The 16,539-nt window shown below is 44.4% G+C and carries 17 protein-coding genes; 3 read left to right on the top strand and 14 right to left on the bottom strand.

The genetic code is table 11. From position 1 onward, the window contains the following. Nucleotides 1-20 precede the first annotated feature (20 nt). The 8 genes from rsmH to KH172YL63_RS07165 form a co-directional block, all read right to left on the bottom strand. A complete protein-coding gene (rsmH, locus tag KH172YL63_RS07200) occupies nucleotides 21-956 on the bottom strand; it encodes a 16S rRNA (cytosine(1402)-N(4))-methyltransferase RsmH (protein WP_173105469.1) in 936 nt (311 codons plus the stop codon). A 34-nt stretch (nucleotides 957-990) separates the two neighbouring features. Then, nucleotides 991-1,422: a division/cell wall cluster transcriptional repressor MraZ gene (gene mraZ / locus KH172YL63_RS07195; protein ID WP_173105468.1), complete on the bottom strand. Its 432-nt coding sequence runs from the start codon at nucleotides 1,420-1,422 to the stop codon at nucleotides 991-993. Nucleotides 1,423-1,644: 222 nt separating this feature from the next. Beyond that, complete coding sequence (gene bshC, locus KH172YL63_RS07190; protein WP_173105467.1) at nucleotides 1,645-3,264, bottom strand: bacillithiol biosynthesis cysteine-adding enzyme BshC; 1,620 nt, start codon at nucleotides 3,262-3,264, stop codon at nucleotides 1,645-1,647. Between the two features lie 198 nt (nucleotides 3,265-3,462). Next, nucleotides 3,463-3,849 (bottom strand): DUF3397 domain-containing protein, encoded by a 387-nt coding sequence (locus KH172YL63_RS07185; protein ID WP_173105466.1) that lies wholly within the window; start codon nucleotides 3,847-3,849, stop codon nucleotides 3,463-3,465. 1 nt (nucleotide 3,850) lies between these two features. Beyond that, nucleotides 3,851-4,741: a 2-dehydropantoate 2-reductase gene (locus KH172YL63_RS07180; RefSeq protein ID WP_173105465.1), complete on the bottom strand. Its 891-nt coding sequence runs from the start codon at nucleotides 4,739-4,741 to the stop codon at nucleotides 3,851-3,853. Between the two features lie 129 nt (nucleotides 4,742-4,870). Further along, nucleotides 4,871-6,412, bottom strand: coding sequence for an acyl-CoA carboxylase subunit beta (locus KH172YL63_RS07175; protein WP_173105464.1), 1,542 nt, complete (start codon nucleotides 6,410-6,412; stop codon nucleotides 4,871-4,873). 101 nt (nucleotides 6,413-6,513) lie between these two features. Beyond that, on the bottom strand, nucleotides 6,514-6,729 hold the full coding sequence (locus KH172YL63_RS07170) for a biotin/lipoyl-binding carrier protein (RefSeq protein WP_173105463.1): 216 nt from the start codon (nucleotides 6,727-6,729) through the stop codon (nucleotides 6,514-6,516). A gap of 46 nt (nucleotides 6,730-6,775) precedes the next feature. Then, the gene (locus KH172YL63_RS07165; protein WP_173105462.1) at nucleotides 6,776-8,125 is read right to left on the bottom strand and encodes an acetyl-CoA carboxylase biotin carboxylase subunit; all 1,350 of its coding nucleotides are present in this window, start codon (nucleotides 8,123-8,125) and stop codon (nucleotides 6,776-6,778) included. Nucleotides 8,126-8,357: 232 nt separating this feature from the next. On the opposite strand from KH172YL63_RS07165, the gene KH172YL63_RS07160 reads away from it, so the two are divergent. After that, the gene (locus KH172YL63_RS07160) at nucleotides 8,358-8,834 is read left to right on the top strand and encodes an N-acetyltransferase (protein ID WP_173105461.1); all 477 of its coding nucleotides are present in this window, start codon (nucleotides 8,358-8,360) and stop codon (nucleotides 8,832-8,834) included. Between the two features lie 51 nt (nucleotides 8,835-8,885). Here KH172YL63_RS07160 and KH172YL63_RS07155 read toward each other — a convergent pair whose 3' ends face one another. The 4 genes from KH172YL63_RS07155 to KH172YL63_RS07140 form a co-directional block, all read right to left on the bottom strand. Beyond that, nucleotides 8,886-9,500 (bottom strand): RsfA family transcriptional regulator, encoded by a 615-nt coding sequence (locus KH172YL63_RS07155; RefSeq protein ID WP_173105460.1) that lies wholly within the window; start codon nucleotides 9,498-9,500, stop codon nucleotides 8,886-8,888. Between the two features lie 130 nt (nucleotides 9,501-9,630). Further along, nucleotides 9,631-10,389 carry an enoyl-CoA hydratase/isomerase family protein gene (locus KH172YL63_RS07150; protein WP_173105459.1) on the bottom strand — a complete coding sequence of 253 codons (759 nt, stop codon included), beginning with the start codon at nucleotides 10,387-10,389 and terminating at the stop codon, nucleotides 9,631-9,633. A gap of 648 nt (nucleotides 10,390-11,037) precedes the next feature. Then, nucleotides 11,038-11,211, bottom strand: a complete 174-nt coding sequence (gene rpmF, locus KH172YL63_RS07145) for a 50S ribosomal protein L32 (RefSeq protein WP_173105458.1) — start codon at nucleotides 11,209-11,211, stop codon at nucleotides 11,038-11,040. A gap of 64 nt (nucleotides 11,212-11,275) precedes the next feature. Beyond that, nucleotides 11,276-11,818: a YceD family protein gene (locus tag KH172YL63_RS07140; RefSeq protein ID WP_173105457.1), complete on the bottom strand. Its 543-nt coding sequence runs from the start codon at nucleotides 11,816-11,818 to the stop codon at nucleotides 11,276-11,278. Between the two features lie 239 nt (nucleotides 11,819-12,057). Between KH172YL63_RS07140 and KH172YL63_RS07135 the strand changes: the two genes are divergently transcribed. Next, nucleotides 12,058-13,269: a nucleotidyltransferase gene (locus tag KH172YL63_RS07135; RefSeq protein ID WP_173105456.1), complete on the top strand. Its 1,212-nt coding sequence runs from the start codon at nucleotides 12,058-12,060 to the stop codon at nucleotides 13,267-13,269. Nucleotides 13,270-13,313: 44 nt separating this feature from the next. Here the strand turns inward: KH172YL63_RS07135 and KH172YL63_RS07130 are convergent, their stop codons facing one another. Together KH172YL63_RS07130 and KH172YL63_RS07125 are read right to left on the bottom strand one after the other, a co-directional pair. Continuing rightward, on the bottom strand, nucleotides 13,314-14,354 hold the full coding sequence (locus tag KH172YL63_RS07130; RefSeq protein WP_173105455.1) for a SepM family pheromone-processing serine protease: 1,041 nt from the start codon (nucleotides 14,352-14,354) through the stop codon (nucleotides 13,314-13,316). Nucleotides 14,355-14,358: 4 nt separating this feature from the next. Further along, complete coding sequence (locus KH172YL63_RS07125) at nucleotides 14,359-15,138, bottom strand: patatin-like phospholipase family protein (protein ID WP_173105454.1); 780 nt, start codon at nucleotides 15,136-15,138, stop codon at nucleotides 14,359-14,361. A 177-nt stretch (nucleotides 15,139-15,315) separates the two neighbouring features. Here KH172YL63_RS07125 and ylbJ point away from each other — a divergent pair, with 177 nt between their 5' ends. Beyond that, complete coding sequence (ylbJ, locus tag KH172YL63_RS07120) at nucleotides 15,316-16,536, top strand: sporulation integral membrane protein YlbJ (protein ID WP_173105453.1); 1,221 nt, start codon at nucleotides 15,316-15,318, stop codon at nucleotides 16,534-16,536. Nucleotides 16,537-16,539 lie beyond the last annotated feature (3 nt).

Genomic DNA, 16,539 nt, shown 5'->3' with positions numbered 1-16,539 from the left:
TCCCATTTCCTTCTATTTATTTATATATTTTTTTCTGCGATTCTCAATTTAGCCGACCTGGCCCGATTATTTTCTTCTAATTCTTCTTCGTTGGGCAGGATCGGTTTCCGGGTAACGAGTTTTAGCTCTGCTTCGTATCCTTCTGGAATGATTGGTAATCCAGGAGGCAGATCCGGTCCCGATGCTTTTTCCTTGAACATCGTTTTACAGATTCTGTCTTCCAGGGAGTGGAACGTGATGACACTCACCCTTCCGCCTTTATGAAGCAGTTCGATTGCCTGTTCAAGGGAGTCTTCAAATGCTCCCAGCTCATCATTTACAGCGATTCTGATTGCCTGGAACACACGCTTTGCCGGGTGTCCGCCTTTTCGTCTCGCCGGAGCAGGGATACCCTCTTTGATCAATTCGACTAATTCACCAGTGGTTTCAATCGCTTTCAGCTCTCGGGCTGCTTCAATCTTTCTGGCGATTTGTTTGGAAAATTTCTCTTCCCCATAGCGGTAGAAAATCCGGACCAAATCTTCATATGCCCACTTATTCACAACATCATAAGCGGATACGTCACCTTGCAGATCCATCCTCATATCGAGTGGTGCATCATGGTGATAACTGAAGCCCCGTTCCGGAGTATCCAGTTGGGGAGAAGATACACCAAGGTCGTATAAGATCCCATCCACACTATGTACGCCAAGCTGTTCAAGTTCTTCCTTGATATTGCGGAAATTTGATTGGACGAACGTCACACGGTCCTGATAGGGTAAAAGCTTGTCCTTCGCATGCCCGATCGCCGTTTCATCCTGATCGAAACAATACAGATGACCCTCAGGGGATAATTGCTTGACAAGGTATTCACTATGTCCGGCGCCGCCTAAAGTACAATCCACATATACTCCATCTTCCTTGATATTCAGGCCGTCCACCGTTTCTTTCAATAATACAGTTGTATGTTTAAACATGACTTCACCTTTCCAATCGAACGTTTTGTGGGGTTTAGATATCGAACCCTACCATATTCTCTGCAAGCTCAGCAAATGAATCTTCAGACTGTGTGAAATAGTCTTCCCATAATGACTTACTCCAAATCTCAATTCGATTGGAAACGCCCAAAATAATGCATTCTTTATCTAATTGTGCATAATTCACAAGTGTAGCAGGAATATTCACTCTTCCCGTTTTATCCAGTTCGCTCTCGGTTGCTCCCGAGAAGAAAAAGCGGGTAAAAGCACGGGCATCTTTCTTTGTCAGTGGCAGGGCTTTGAGCTTTTCTTCGAGTGCTCGCCATTCTTCCATGGGATAACCAAATAAACAGTGATCAAGTCCCCTCGTGATGACAAACGACTCGCCGAGGTGATCACGGAACTTGGCAGGCACGATTAAGCGGCCTTTATTATCAATGTTATGTTGATATTCGCCCATGAACATATGCACTGCCCCCACTTTCTATCACAAATGTACCACATCCCCCCACTTTTCTCCACTACTTTCTAAATTCTTTGTTTGTAAAAAATAACCTCTAATTTTCATTAGTCTTTTTCTGCGGAATCTAGACAGGATATCACCGCAGAATCTTGTCTTTATTCAACGGAAAAAGGACCAAATTCGCACTAATAAGCGAATTTGGTCCTTTTTCCGTTATATCCACTTTCAGATGTACACTACTTTATGTGTTCCGTCAAAGGCGAATTCCTGAAGGGTGAGATCCCTGACGAATGAGGGACCGTATTTATTCAAGAAATAAAGGATGTTCCATGTTCTTTCCTGTGGACCGCCATTCGGCCTGATGCTGTTCTCAACCTTGCTGAATTGAGCTAGTGTCAAGGCGTGCTTCTCTTCCTTGGCTCTGTCTATTCTTTTCTGCAGGAAATCGAATTGACTCATATGAAACTCAAGATTCTTATCAATGATGGCATCAAGACCTTTATCGATTGTTACAGCTTCATGTCTGATCGCTTCATATTTCCCCTTCAAGATATCTTGAATTTCTTTCAACTCCGCCTGAATCCGCGGGTTTTCAAGTGATTTCCAGTAAGCATCCCGGGCAGTTGATACCCCTTCTGTGATGACGCCATGAAGGGTCAGCTCCAGGTCACGGATTTTTTTATCCACTTCTCTTTCGACGATGGTGATATTCAAGCGTGGTACAACCGGCGGCATTTTCAAATCTGCGAATTCAAAGGCTTTTTTCAGTTCACCCCAATAGGCGATTTCACCTGGACCGGCAATGAAAGCGAGTGTAGGGAACAGCCATTCCTGCATCAATGGTCTCGTCACCACATTATTGCTGAACGCTTCTGGTGTCTCTTCGAGAATCGTTAATAAGTCAACGGTGGAATAGGTACGTCCACTGCTCTTCTCGAAAAAGGTTTGTTCATCCCGGTCCAGAAGGGCACGTTCATCCTGGATTTGCAGAAACAGATTTGCCGCTGTGGGCCCGATGTCCAATTGAGTTCGGAACCCTTTCCCACGGATTTCTTCCTGCTGCTCAAGGACCGCTTCCGTGATTGAACGGCTGTTTTCTATAAGCATTTCGAATCTTCCAGACTCAAGCTTCCTTAGCGGCGGATAGGAAGAATCGATGACGAGGAGACCAAAATCCTTGAACAGGCTCATGATGATGCGGGCAAAGAAGCGAACGATCGATTCTTCCTCCTCGATCATTCCGTACAGGTTTTCGGAAAGGGAATGGGTATACTCTGTTTCACCAAGGTGCACCAAAATCTCATCCAGCCACTTCTTCATCGCTGCTTGTGTATAGTTGATATGTGAAGTCATTTTCTTTTCCAGTACCCTCTCAGGGTATCCGATTTTTTCAAGTTTTGAATCTTTCTCTACATAGATATGATTTACTTCCTGGTAGTCATGATCTTCCCCGGCAATCCAAAACACCGGTACGACCGGGTGTTGCAATGCAGCCTCCTGCTGTTTTGCCAGCTGAATGACTGATATGATTTTATGTATTGTATAAAGGGGACCGGTCAATAAGCCTGCCTGTTGACCGGCCACGACGGTCACTGCATTATGTTTTAATTTATCCAGCGATCGTTCTACGGCTTCCGACGCAGGGAGTGTATCCATATACGACGAAATACATTCTGTAAGTTCCGCTCTTTGGAACGTACGGGATTGTAAATCATTCATCCGCTCGGAGAAGACGCTTGGACTGTTGACATTATAATGAAAGAATGAAGTGACTGGTTCCACTTGTTTTAAATACTGTGAGGCGAATTGATTTATTGCTGGAATATTTAAGCTTTCCAATTCCATATGAATTACTCCTTTTCTGGCTCTTTATATCCTATCGATGAGTATATCATTCCACATAAGGAAAAGGAAAAAACTTGCCTGATGCTTTCACGGGTTTCGGCCGGGGTCAGTCTTCACCATTTGCAACCAAAACACCGCACAGCAGTCGCACCAAAGCTGCTTGCGAAAAGACATGTCCATGCACTTTGCGGACAGATCTTAATATAAATCGAGCACTCGGAGGATCAGGCCTGTAATCATGAGCGTGATGTATGCGGTAAAGAAGAAAAGGAAATTCATCCTCCAAAATCCCCTCAGCACTTTCGGGTAGTCGATCTCCCCCTTCACCTTCCAATACATGGTGGCAAAAAGCACCCCGATGGTACATATCACCAACACGATGACCCACAAATAAGATGTCTGCCAAATGGCGATCACAATAAAGTGAACAGAAATGATCAATAGAAATGTAGTGATATCGATAGCAAAATGAACCGCTTTCCGATGATTCTTCAGGAATTCCTTGGCCACGATAAAGCTAAGGAAATACCCTAAAAATGGAACCATCACAAATATGGCGACGACAGTTGAAAACACGGAAGCCATTTTATCCCCCCAGTCCTTCTCTTTCTATTCCTTTTACTAGTCTGTACAGTGCATTCATGATGGGTACAAAATGGGTTTCTTCATGAGCTTTCTTCAACAGAACGCCCAGGATTGATTCTATTTCTGTTTTTCTTTTCGATTCAATATCTTTCAGCATCGAAGATCTGTTGTAATATGTATTCCGGCAAATCGCCATGACATCCTCGAATGAGATCACGCCGTCCATATGTGGAAATAAGAGGAGAAGCTCTTGAAATAAATCTTTCTGCATTTGATGTAAGTCGGGGTTATCAGCAAGCTTACCATTCGTGACGCGTGCAACGGCTGTAAGCGGGTTGATGAGTACATTGATAAATAACTTGGATAGGAGCATTTCTTCATAATCTGACTTGATGACAAACGGAAAGGCAGCATTGCTTCCGTTCAGCAATTCTTCCATTGCTCCCCACTTCCCTCTCACTAAGGAGATATTCGTTTTACCCCTGCCGAGATGCCGGACTGTCACGTCATTTTCTTTCAGTGCACCGTGCTCGACCGTTGCTGCGATCAGATTCGCGTGGGGAAGGGAATGCATCCAATCAATATGACCGATGCCATTTTGAACAAACATGAGGGGTGTTGATCGATGCTGCTTCAGAATAAATTCCTCAATCGATCCCAGGTCGTATTCTTTTACGGTCACAATGTACATGTCTTGAGGTTCTTCTATCGAAGTTGTCGCTTTGACTTTCACTTTGATGGACGTTTCCCCGTGAAGGATTGTCACACCTTTCTCCATGAGGGAAAGCATGTGCTTCTCCCTTCTCACGAGAAGGGTGACGTCATGCACTTTTCCTAAATAACCGGCAAACAGCAGGCCGATTGACCCACCGCCAATGATTCCAATTTTCATAATAGCTCCTTACGTTCATCTTTACTATCAGTTTACCAAATTTTTCTCCTGAGGAAAACAATAGGCTAAAAGGATCACTCCGTTTATAATAAAGAACCCGTCCTCCACAGGACGAGCCCTTCGTTCATACTATACAGGATATACAGGATGCTTTCTTTCACTGAACTGTACTTCCTTCGTTTCATAGAGTTTATACCGCTGAATCAATACAGAACGCAATTCATTCGGAGCAGTGATTTCATCTACGATCAGTTCGGAAGCCAATTTATAAATATCGATATGCTCTTTGTATTCCTGTTGTTTTTGCTGCACATATTGAATCCTTTCTTTCGGATCTTCAATGGCTTGAATCTTATTGGAGTAAACAGCGTTGACAGCTGCTTCAGGTCCCATAACGGCGATTTGCGCCGTAGGGAGTGCGATACAGACGTCCGGATCGAATGCGGGTCCTGCCATTGCATATAAACCTGCTCCATACGCCTTTCTGACAATGACGGAAATTTTCGGTACGGTCGCCGAGCTCATCGCAGCAATCAGCTTTGCACCATGACGGATGATCCCCGCTCTTTCAACCTTGGTTCCGATCATAAAGCCCGGAACGTCAGCTAGGAACAACAGTGGGATATGGAACGCGTCACATAACTGAATAAACTTCGCACCTTTGTCAGCAGAGTCATGAAAAAGGACACCACCTTTGACTTTTGGCTGATTGGCAATGATCCCTACCACTTTCCCGTCGAGTCTCGCAAACCCTGTAATCAACTCCGGGGCGAACAGCTTCTTCAATTCAAAGAAGCTCCCTTCATCAATCAATGTGTCAATGCAGTCATACATGTTGAAAGGTGCGTTCTGATGTTCGGGAATGATATCTTCGAGCAGCTTTTCATGCTTTGGCGCAAGGCCTTCTTTCACACTTGGTTTGTGCTGATAATTTGCCGGGAAATAACTTAGATATCGTTTTGCTTCTTCAATCGCTTCCTCTTCCGAAGCAGCAAGCAGATCTCCACATCCACTCACAGAACAGTGCATCCTTGCACCGCCCATTTCTTCAAGGGTCACTTTCTCCCCAATGACTTTCTCGGCCATCCGTGGTGAACCAAGATACATGGATGCATTCCCATCCACCATGATCACAATGTCACAGAATGCAGGAATGTATGCCCCACCGGCAGCAGAAGGGCCGAAAAGGACACAGATCTGCGGTACCATCCCAGACATCTTAACCTGATTATGAAAAATCTTTCCTGCCCCCCGTCTGTTCGGGAACATCTCAAGCTGGTCAGTGATACGGGCTCCTGCCGAATCCACCAGGTAGAATATCGGAACCTTGAGGTTCAATGCTGTTTCTTGAATACGGATGATTTTTTCAACCGTCCTTGCCCCCCAGGACCCCGCTTTCACAGTGGAGTCATTGGCCGTGACACATACAGTCTGACCTCCCACCTTTCCTATTGCTGTGACAACACCATCTGCAGGCAGATCACCTGCTTTATTATTGGCGAACATACCATCTTCCTGATAATCACCATGATCAAACAGTTGTTGAAGGCGATCACGAACAAACATTTTATTTTGTTCTTTCAATTTTTCATGGTACTTCGCCTGACCGCCGGATGCGATCTTTTCCCTTGTTTCCTCCAGCGTGCCGATGATCGTTTTAGATGCAGACATTCTATCCCCTCCGTCGTATTGTATATCTCAAAACTCCCCTGTTCTTTGTATCGACCGATCAGACTGCAAGGCACTTGCCGCCTCACAGCCGTATCTCTCCATCATCCCTCGATTACGAGCAAGACGTCGCCTTCATTGACGAAATCCCCAACGTTCACCTTTATTTCAGAAATTTTCCCGGCCAATTCAGCTTCAACGGGAATCTCCATTTTCATAGATTCAAGCATTAAGACGGTATCTCCAACAGATACTTCGCCATTCGTTTCTACCAATACGTTTAACACTGTTCCAGCCATGGTTGATGTGATTTCCTTCATGATTGATTCCTCCAGTTTCTCTCTCTTTTATAGTTGAATAATATCGTTACGTGCGATTGACCGTTAAGAAATCCTGCAGCCACTTGGTCGTGTAGGATCCTTCCCTAAAGCCTTCAGCTTCCAATATATCCTTAAATAGAGGGACATTCGTTTTAACTCCTTCAATGGACACCCCTTTAAAGAAAAGCCGGGCCTTATGTAATGCATCCTCACGATCCTTCCCTTTAATGATGCATTTCGATATCATCGGGTCATAGAACGGCGTCACTTTATTCCCTTCCTCATACCCGCTGTCGATCCTGACAGATTCTCCTTCTCCCCATACCAATGTCGTCAACTGACCGGGTGAAGGGAAAAATGTTTTTGGATCTTCCGCATAAACCCGGAATTCGATTGCATGGCCGTCATTTAATATTTCTTCCTGACGGCATAACGGCAGAGCTTCCCCTCTTGCAACCAGCACCTGCCATTTCACCAGATCCAGTCCAGTGATTGCCTCCGTTACGGGGTGTTCCACTTGCAGACGGGTATTCATTTCCAAGAAATAAAAATTTTCCTCTTCATCCACAATGAATTCCACTGTCCCTGCATTCGTATAATTGACGGCCTTACCCGCTTTGATGGCAGCCGCGAACATCTTTTCTTTCGTCTCGGCTGACAATGCCGGAGAAGGTGATTCTTCAATCACTTTCTGATTGCGGCGCTGCACCGAACAGTTACGTTCGAAAAGGTGAATCACATTCCCGTGTTGATCCCCGAAGATTTGAACTTCGACGTGTCTAGCATTCTCGATGCATTTTTCAAGGAATACTTCTTCTTTGCCGAAATAGGCTTTCGCACGATTTTTGGTGGAATCAAAGTTTTGAACGAGCGCTTGCTCATTTTCACAGCGGATCATGCCTATCCCTCCACCGCCGCCACTTGCTTTCAGCATGACAGGGTATCCGATTTCAGCTGCTACACGTGTTGCTTCCCCAATGAGACCTACGCCCCCGTCACTACCGGGCACCACCGGGACCGAAGCTTCTTCCATCGCTTTTCTTGCCTCTACTTTATCACCCATTTTTTCAATGATGTCGGAAGAGGGACCAACAAAGATCATTCCTTCTTCTGTCACCCTTCTTGCAAAGTCTGCATTCTCAGACAGAAGCCCGTAACCTGGATGAATGCCATCCACACTTTCCTTCTTCGCCACATCCAAAATGTTCTCTATCATTAAATAAGACCGGTTCACCTGAGATTCACCGATACGATGTGCAGCATCAGCTTCTTTGACGAAAGGCATATCAGCATCAGCATCTGAATAGACAGCGACTGTTTGAATATTTAATTGTTTACATGTTTTAATGATACGTAAAGCAATTTCTCCCCTGTTTGCAATTAATATCTTTTGCACAATCTCTCCCCTTTCTTCGTGGAACACTCCTGTTCCTAGTACGAATTCTACAAAAATCGTCGAATTCCTCCTCTATATTGTAAACGTTTTCTTAATTAAGTGCAGAATTTTTTGTTTTTTTGTTATATAATAATAATAAATAATGTTTTCATCATTGAAATAATTGAAAACGGATACAGATATCCCAACTGTTACCAGGCATAATTTTTCAGAGTATTTAGGAGGTCATATGATGGCAGTGAAAGTGGAAAAATTAAAAGTTAACTATAAAACTCTTGAAGAGTTTAAGAAATTTAAAGAATACGGCGTGCAGGAATTATCCATGTTGGAGGATCTCCAGGCAAACATCATCGAAAATGACAGTGAGTCACCTTTTTACGGAATATACTTCGGAGATACACTCGTTGCCAGGATGAGCCTGTATCAGCGAAATTCCCGATTCGATCAATATTTTGATCCACCGCAAAACTATCTTGAACTTTGGAAGCTTGAAGTACTTCCAAAATATCAAAATAAAAGCTACGGAAAGACACTTGTAGAGTTTGCCAAAAGCTTCGGCTTGCCGATCAAAACAAACTCACGGATCAAATCCCAGGGCTTCTGGGAGAAAATGGGCTTCGAAGCTGTGACCTACGATGTTGAACGGGATTTAGGAGAAAATCCATACGTCTGGTTTCCTGAAGGCGTCACGGAACAAAAGAATAATTAATTTAAGCCATAACAGACCGGTCAAGTATCCTTGACCGGTCTGTTTGTTCGCTCATTTATTCAGCCTTTGCAGATTCCCGTTTTTGTCCATTTGGAATTTCACTTTGTCTTCATTCCCTTGCAGAAGCGCCATCTTTCTGGCTTTTTCAAAGATTGCCAGTAATGATTTATGATCTTCTTCAAGAAGGTTGAATTTGGCCTCATATTCTTTCAGGCTCGATTCTGTTTCCTGCAGTTTTTCCTGAAGTTGAGAGAGTTGTTTTTGAAGCTCTCCATTTTCTCCCCTGATTCTTTCCTCATTCTGAACAGCCTCTTCCGCTTTCTGAAGATACTTGATCATCCCGTCCATCGAAAAGACTTCCCCGTGCAACTCATCCGCATCCTGTTCCTTCTTACTTTCCTGGGGGACACTTGCCGGTTTAATCATTGGTGTATGCTTTTTAGAATGTTTCCTTTGCTTTTTCGCAAGCTCGATACCGGATTTATATTGTTTACGGACGAAGGAGTTCCACCGGAATCCGCAGGCAGCTGCCGTCCTGGAAAGTTTCCTCCCAACTTCTTCAAATGCCTGCAGCTGTGTGCCCCCTTCCCGTATGAAACGCAACACTACTTCGGCCAATAATACATCTTCATCCTGACTCCACGCATCCTGTCTATTTGAAGACATTTCCATCCCCCCATAAAGATCAGTTTCTCCATACATATGCTCTTACTAGAGAAGATAGAATCTGCCCGTGCTTTTTTAGCATAAAAAAAGAACAGGGTTCCTGCTCCCTGTTCAGTCAGAAGTGTTTGCCTCACTTTCGCAAGAACTTGTCCACCGCTTCATGGTGCTCATCCCCGGCCCATAATTTTGCACATTGCCGGATTTCTTCTTTCATATTTTCTTTCATTTTTTCTATATCCCATTTGTTCAGGAGCTGTTGTTTATATGCCCTGAGCACCCCGGGTGATTTAGATGAGATCATTTGAAGTAATGGCGATTCTTCGATTGTCAGTCCTTCATCTACCAGGTGATCAATGAACCCTATATCATAAAGTTCCCCTGTATTCTCCACCCGGGCTGTCATTAATAAGGATAAAGCTTTACTGGCAGGAAGCCTTTCAAATAATAAAGTCCCTCCTCCCCATCCTGTGGTGATGGCAAGGTTCCCTTGAACAAATCCCATTTTCGCCGATCTGCTTGCTATCCTGAAATCACACGCTGCCGCGATTTCACATCCACCCCCGATTGCTGTCCCATTAATGTAAGCGATGGTAGGTTTAGGTAAAAAAGCAAGATTCGAAAGGATCCCTCCCATTTTATTCAACATTTCATAACTTTCATCCTCCGTCTTCAGGCGATGGAACTGGGACAAATCCCCTCCTGAACAGAATGCTTGGTCACCGCTGCCCGTGATGAGCAGCGCCTTCACATTCTCATTTTCCACTGCTTCATCGAGCACAAGGGAAAGTCCGTCCATCACTTCATAACTCACTGCATTCCTCTTTTCAGGGCGGTCAATCACGAACCGAAGTATCCCTGATTCATCCATATGTATTGTATAATCTCCCATACTCTCTAATACCCCTTCCATAAACATCCTAGTTCCAGTGTATGCCTTTTCATTATGCATGAAAAGAAGTTTCGGTACGAAAGAGGCTTTGGGCACCATTTTGTACAAGCAGCCGATATATATAAAAGGCTGTTTTCGTAAACATTGTGGCTTTTAGACAAGTCAGAAGCGGTTGATTTCCGCTCCAGATGCTCGCTTTCCGCAGGGCTGGCGAGAGCTCCTCGGGCTTTGCCCTGCGGGGTCTCACCTGTCCAGCTGCGGCGGCTAGCCCCTCGAGGTCATAAGCTAAATGGTCCATGAAGGCAAAGACCGCCTTCACGGCCCATTCATCTTATGCTTGTCGGGGCTGAACGAGCCGCCTCCGCTTTTCGGACTGTCCATCAGTTCCCGCAGGAGTCGAGCATCTGCAGCGAGAATCAACCATCGAAGGTAAAAACCATAAATTCACTGAATTAACTGCTTATTCATCTCCTGAATAGTATTTATCAACATCATTCAAGTACATTACCCTTGATCATTGCTATGGGAATTTTTCATTCCACAGTCTCAAATTAACGTTTAATAATAGCAACAATCTATGCGAAAAGAGCCATATAAAAAAAGCGTGAAGAGCCATGGCCTCTTCACGCTTTTTTTCGAAGTAAACGATTATTTGTTTACAACTTCTTTTCCTTTATACGTTCCGCACTCTTTACAAACACGGTGTGCTAGTTTCATTTCACCACAGTTTGGGCATGCTACCATACCAGGTACACTTAGTTTGAAGTGTGTACGGCGTTGTCTTTTTGCTGTTTTAGAAGTTCTTCTAAAAGGTACTGCCATTCTTCCCACCTCCTTAAAAGAGATTCATTCTTATTATGAAGCCAGTCGAACTGGTACTTCGCTTTTAAGAGTTCTTGTTTTGATCAAGAAGCTTTGCTAAATCAGCGAGACGAGGATCTACTTTCTTCTCTTCCTCTTCTTCGACACGATATGCCTGCTCTTCCGTCATAACTTCCCAATTCTTTCCAGAAGGCAATTCATCATGTTCTCTCGCTTCATCACTGATTACTTGCATCGGAATCTCAAGTAACAGTAATTCTCTGATAGCAGGTTTTAAATCAATAACATCACCTTGTATACGATGTACTTCCTCTTCTTCATACTGATCATAATCAGCTTCATTTAGAAGATATGTCTCAATCGTATTGATGTCAACAGGTAAATCGACATCCACAAGGGTTCTTGAGCAAGGTAACACGAGTTTCCCTTCAATATGAAGATGGAAAGTGACCCGGTTGGAACCGATATCTGCTTTTCCAGTCACTCGTATAGGCGAAACGTCTATAATCTGGGGATCGATTTCTTTCAATTCATCCAAATTGATTGATTCGTCAATTGAAAGTCCCTTGTCTCGAAATTTTTGCAATTGTATTATTGACCATTTCAATGTAATCACCTCAAGGCAACAAAGGTAATTATAGCTTTCATAATACCGTTTGTCAATATTTTTTCTTTACACTCTTTACAACTATAGTGATGTCATTATAACGTTTAAATAGATGCTCTTTCAAATCTTTTCTCCATTTCATTGAGATTCTTTTGAAATATGAGAGATTTGTGGACATTCCCTTATATAATAATGAAGATATGTACATAGATAGAACGTAGAAAGGTTGTGGGACATAGATGTTGGCTACAGGAGTAGTGGTAGAATATAATCCCTTCCATAATGGACATTTATTTCACCTGAAGGAAACAAAGAAAGCAACCGGGGCCGATATTGTTGTCGCAGTGATGAGCGGCCACTTTCTGCAGCGCGGCGAACCTGCACTTGTCTCTAAATGGGCACGTACGAAGATGGCGCTCGCTGCTGGTGTAGACATTGTCATCGAACTTCCGTACAGCTTTGCGACCCAACATGCAGAGATCTTTTCAAGAGGGGCGATTTCGCTCCTCCACAGCATGGGATGTGAGAGCTTTTGCTTTGGCAGTGAAGATGGAGATATTGAAGCATTTGAAGAGACAGTAAGTTTTATTGATAGAAACAAAACCTCCTACAATGCCTTCATTAAAGAGTATATCCAGGATGGGATGAGCTATCCCTCCGCCCTCTCCTCCGCTTTCAACATGTTGGGGAAGAACGATTCCATCATTGATTTAAGCAAGCCAAACAACATTTTAGGATTTCATTACATGGAAGCAAGAAATGAGATTGCATCATCAATGAAGGCGTTCACCATTACCAGGGAAGCTGCCGGATATCATGATCAACACTTTTCCTCTTCCTCCATCGCAAGTGCAACGAGCATACGAAAAAGCATTTTCGGCGCCGGTTCCGATGAGGAGGTCACCCCCTACCTCCCGATGACATCGATCGATGAGATGAAAAAATATTCAGCGGAATTCGGAGGTTATCATCGTTGGGAAAATTACTGGGATCTTTTACAATTCAAACTGCTTACTTCACCCACAGAAGAATTAAAAGAGATATATGAAATAGAAGAGGGCATCGAAAACCGGATGAAACAGTGTGCGAAGACTTCTGTCTCCTTCGAAGATTTCATGATGAAATTAAAAACGAAGCGTTATACATGGACCCGACTTCAGCGGATGCTACTGCATGTATTGACCAATACCAAAAAGGATGAAATGCGCTCAAGGCATGACGCCCCCCGCTATATCCGCCTCCTCGGCATGAATAGTGCCGGCAGGGAATACCTCGGTCATCAGAAAAAACATCTTCCACTCCCAATGATCAGCAAGCTGTCCGGTGCCGATCAAGAGGACATCAAGTTGGATGTCAGAGGTGCAGAAATCTATGCTTTGGGCTTGAAGGATGTGCATGCACGGAAGAAACTGCTGCATCAGGAATGGGCCCATCCTCCCGTGATTGTGTAAACAGAAAAAGAGACTGCCCGATAGTTCGGGCAGTCTCTTTGCTTTTATTTTAAGGATTCAAGGAAGGATAGCGCTTCTTCGAATGTCTGCACAGGAATCACTTTCATATCTGTATCGATATCTGCTGCAGTTCTTTTTGCTGCCGCATAATTCGATTCCAAGTCAGGATATTTTTCTTTCATTTCCTTCGTGATGACTTCATCCGGTGCCAAGAAATACTCAGCACCTGCTTTATCCGCTGCAATGATCTTCTGCTCGATGCCTCCAATCCGGCCAACCTGTCCGTCTTCCGAGATTGTCCCGGTCCCGGCAATCCGGTGCCCTTTTGCAAGGTCACCCTCAGTTAACTGGTCATAGATTTCCAGGCTGAACATCAAGCCTGCAGAAGGACCTCCGATTTCTTCCGTATCGAGCGCCACAGGCGGGTTGGTTGAGATTTCTTTATCATCGCTTAATGTGATGCCCAGCCCAATCTTATCCGGCATATCGGGAAATGCCTGCAGGGGAATCTCTTCTTTCATTTCTTCGTCGTTCCTCACAAAGGTGATGTTGACCTTTTCCCCCTCTTTTTTCCCGCCTACATATGCAATGAATTCCTCTGATGACTGAAAGGGTTGTCCGTCGATGGCAGTGATGCGGTCACCTGGCTTCAGTATTTTTTCAGCAGGCATGGAAGGATAGATATTGAGGACATAGATCCCTTTATAATGATACTGATATGGTTTCCCAGCCTTTTTATAAGCCACTTCAATCGCATGGCTCTGAGAGTCGGCCATGAGGTGCAACTGACGGAGATTATACTCTTCATCACTTTCATGAGGACTTCTGATTTCGTCCACGGGGTAGATATATTCATATTTCCTTATGCTTGCCATCAGATAGGCATAAATATTGGCCCTACCCATCCTCACGGTTGTCAGCATCAATTCCCCGTCGTCTTCAAATCCATTTTCAACATGGACGATCGGATCCAGTTCATGAGCCCCTCCAGGTTTTGTTACATAAAAAGGTAGATAATAAAAAGAAGTCGCCACCATGATTAGCGTCATGATGACAATGGTTCTGATTAAGGTTCTGGTTTTCATTTGTTTACTCCTTCCAATTGTCCAACGCTTCCTGAATTGAAGGAATAACCCTCTTTGCCTCTTCTTCACCCATGTCGATGATTTCTTCAATATTTTTGAAAGCCCTCGTACTGTACATTTCCACATGGGGCCTGATCATGAAATCTGACGCAAATTCACGGTGAGCGACGATTTCGAGCTGCAAAATATCAATGCTCTGCATAATCACATCATAAATGGTGGTAATCTCGGCATTCCGCTTCACATGGGAAACATCCACACCTATCACGATATCCGCTCCCATCTCTTTTACAACCGAGACCGGTACCCGGTCGATGACTCCCCCGTCGACCAATAGACGGCCATTGATCCGTTCCGGGACAAATATGCCAGGTATCGCAATGCTCGCCCTAACAGCACTTGAAATCGGCCCTGAAGTAAACACCACTTTCTCTCCGTTGGTGATATCAGTCGCCACGACGCTTACAGGGATATTCAGATCTTCAATATTTTTATTATGGGTGAATAGCTGAATGAATTCTTTTATTCTTTTTCCGGAAATGAAGCCCATTTTAGGGACGGTGAAGTCTAAGTAATACTTCCTCCTGAAAGTGGTGGACAGCTTATATAAGTCCTCCATTTTATGCCCGACTCCATAAAAGCAGCCGACCAGTGCGCCCATGCTGCTGCCGGCAATCATATCGATCGGGATGCCGGCGTCGACAAATGCCTTCAGTACACCTAAATGCGCGAACCCCCTGGCGCCGCCCGATCCGAGGGCTAAACCGATTTTAGGTCTGTCCATGCCCTTCCCCCTTTTCCCGAGTGAACGGTTTATTCATCATATGGTCTATTTCCTTATTGTATGAGTATATTGAATAATATGAGGACAAGTTGAATGTACTCTCATTTTACCATTCTTTCCCCTTTTCACAAGGGATTGAGATAGAAGAAGCCTTATTCATCGGAGGAGGAAGTACGGTTGTTTAAATCGAAGCTGAAAACCTTGGCATTATCATTTTGTGTCACCGCATTTGCTGCATCACTCATCATGATGCCGGGGGAATCTTTGGAAGCATCCATCAGGGGTCTGGATATGTGGTGGGAAATTGTTTTTCCTTCTTTGCTTCCATTTTTTATCGTGTCGGAGCTTTTGATCGGTTTCGGGGTCGTCCGGTTTATCGGTGTTATGCTTGAGCCTCTGATGAGACCTTTATTCAAGGTGCCGGGAGTCGGCGGGTTCGTTTGGGCAATGGGAATGGCTTCAGGGTTTCCTGCAGGGGCAAAGCTGACGGCAAGGCTCCGTCAGGAAGGACAAATCTCGAAGCTTGAGGCCGAGCGTCTTGTTTCTTTCACCAACTCTTCCAACCCGCTGTTTATATTCGGAGCCGTATCGGTCGGATTCTTTCAAAATGCGACCCTTGGCATCGTGCTTGCCATCGCCCATTATGCAGGGAATTTCCTTGTAGGGATCACGATGAGATTCTATGGAAGAAATGATCCGCTCCCTGAGCCTGAAAGAGTTTCAAAGGGGCAAAGGTTCATCCTTTTCGAAGCCTTCGCTGCCCTTCTTCGTACGAGAGAAAAGGATTCCCGCCCCATCGGAAAGCTGTTGGGAGACGCAGTGACTTCTTCCATCCAAACGTTATTGATGATCGGCGGTTTCATCATCCTGTTTTCAGTCATCAATAAAATGCTTTATCTATTAAACATTACGACGTTCTTTGCAGACGGACTGACTGCATTCTTTTCATTGTTGCAATTACCGGAACAGCTGAGGATCCCTCTCATCTCAGGGTTATTTGAAATCACATTGGGCTCTAAGCTCACCAGCGGGGTGACAGAAGCCACCCTCCTTCATCAGGCGATCATCACAAGCTTTATACTTGGATTCAGCGGATTCAGCGTGCAGGCCCAAGTGGCCAGTATCCTTGCCGAGACAGATATACGTTTCAAACCTTTTTTCTATGCACGTTTCGTTCATGGTATTGCCGCCTCGGTCGTGACACTCCTGATTTGGAAGCCTGTTTACATCAGATTCTCTGATGAAGAACTTTCCAATGCGGTCCCGGTATTCGTTATGGACAGCGCACCCTTTTGGAACGATACGCTGTATTGGTTCAAGACATTCGGTCCTATCGTCACCATCTTCAGCTTGATGCTGTACATTGGTCTTTACTCATATAGACAGTTGAAAAATTAAAAA

Source organism: Bacillus sp. KH172YL63, assembly GCF_011398925.1.
Classification (GTDB): domain Bacteria; phylum Bacillota; class Bacilli; order Bacillales; family Bacillaceae_B; genus Rossellomorea.
Note: the sequence above shows the minus strand (reverse complement) of the source record. Positions and strands in the feature narration are given on the sequence as shown.

Coding starts and splice junctions, on each gene's coding strand:
- bshC (WP_173105467.1), bottom strand. CDS start 3,264: ATGGAATTGGAAAGCTTAAATATTCCAGCAATAAATCAATTCGCCTCA.
- rsmH (WP_173105469.1), bottom strand. CDS start 956: ATGTTTAAACATACAACTGTATTATTGAAAGAAACGGTGGACGGCCTG.
- mraZ (WP_173105468.1), bottom strand. CDS start 1,422: ATGTTCATGGGCGAATATCAACATAACATTGATAATAAAGGCCGCTTA.
- KH172YL63_RS07135 (WP_173105456.1), top strand. CDS start 12,058: ATGTTGGCTACAGGAGTAGTGGTAGAATATAATCCCTTCCATAATGGA.
- KH172YL63_RS07185 (WP_173105466.1), bottom strand. CDS start 3,849: ATGGCTTCCGTGTTTTCAACTGTCGTCGCCATATTTGTGATGGTTCCA.
- KH172YL63_RS07160 (WP_173105461.1), top strand. CDS start 8,358: ATGGCAGTGAAAGTGGAAAAATTAAAAGTTAACTATAAAACTCTTGAA.
- KH172YL63_RS07170 (WP_173105463.1), bottom strand. CDS start 6,729: ATGAAGGAAATCACATCAACCATGGCTGGAACAGTGTTAAACGTATTG.
- KH172YL63_RS07155 (WP_173105460.1), bottom strand. CDS start 9,500: ATGTCTTCAAATAGACAGGATGCGTGGAGTCAGGATGAAGATGTATTA.
- KH172YL63_RS07175 (WP_173105464.1), bottom strand. CDS start 6,412: ATGTCTGCATCTAAAACGATCATCGGCACGCTGGAGGAAACAAGGGAA.
- KH172YL63_RS07180 (WP_173105465.1), bottom strand. CDS start 4,741: ATGAAAATTGGAATCATTGGCGGTGGGTCAATCGGCCTGCTGTTTGCC.
- KH172YL63_RS07125 (WP_173105454.1), bottom strand. CDS start 15,138: ATGGACAGACCTAAAATCGGTTTAGCCCTCGGATCGGGCGGCGCCAGG.
- rpmF (WP_173105458.1), bottom strand. CDS start 11,211: ATGGCAGTACCTTTTAGAAGAACTTCTAAAACAGCAAAAAGACAACGC.
- KH172YL63_RS07150 (WP_173105459.1), bottom strand. CDS start 10,389: ATGGGAGATTATACAATACATATGGATGAATCAGGGATACTTCGGTTC.
- KH172YL63_RS07130 (WP_173105455.1), bottom strand. CDS start 14,354: ATGAAAACCAGAACCTTAATCAGAACCATTGTCATCATGACGCTAATC.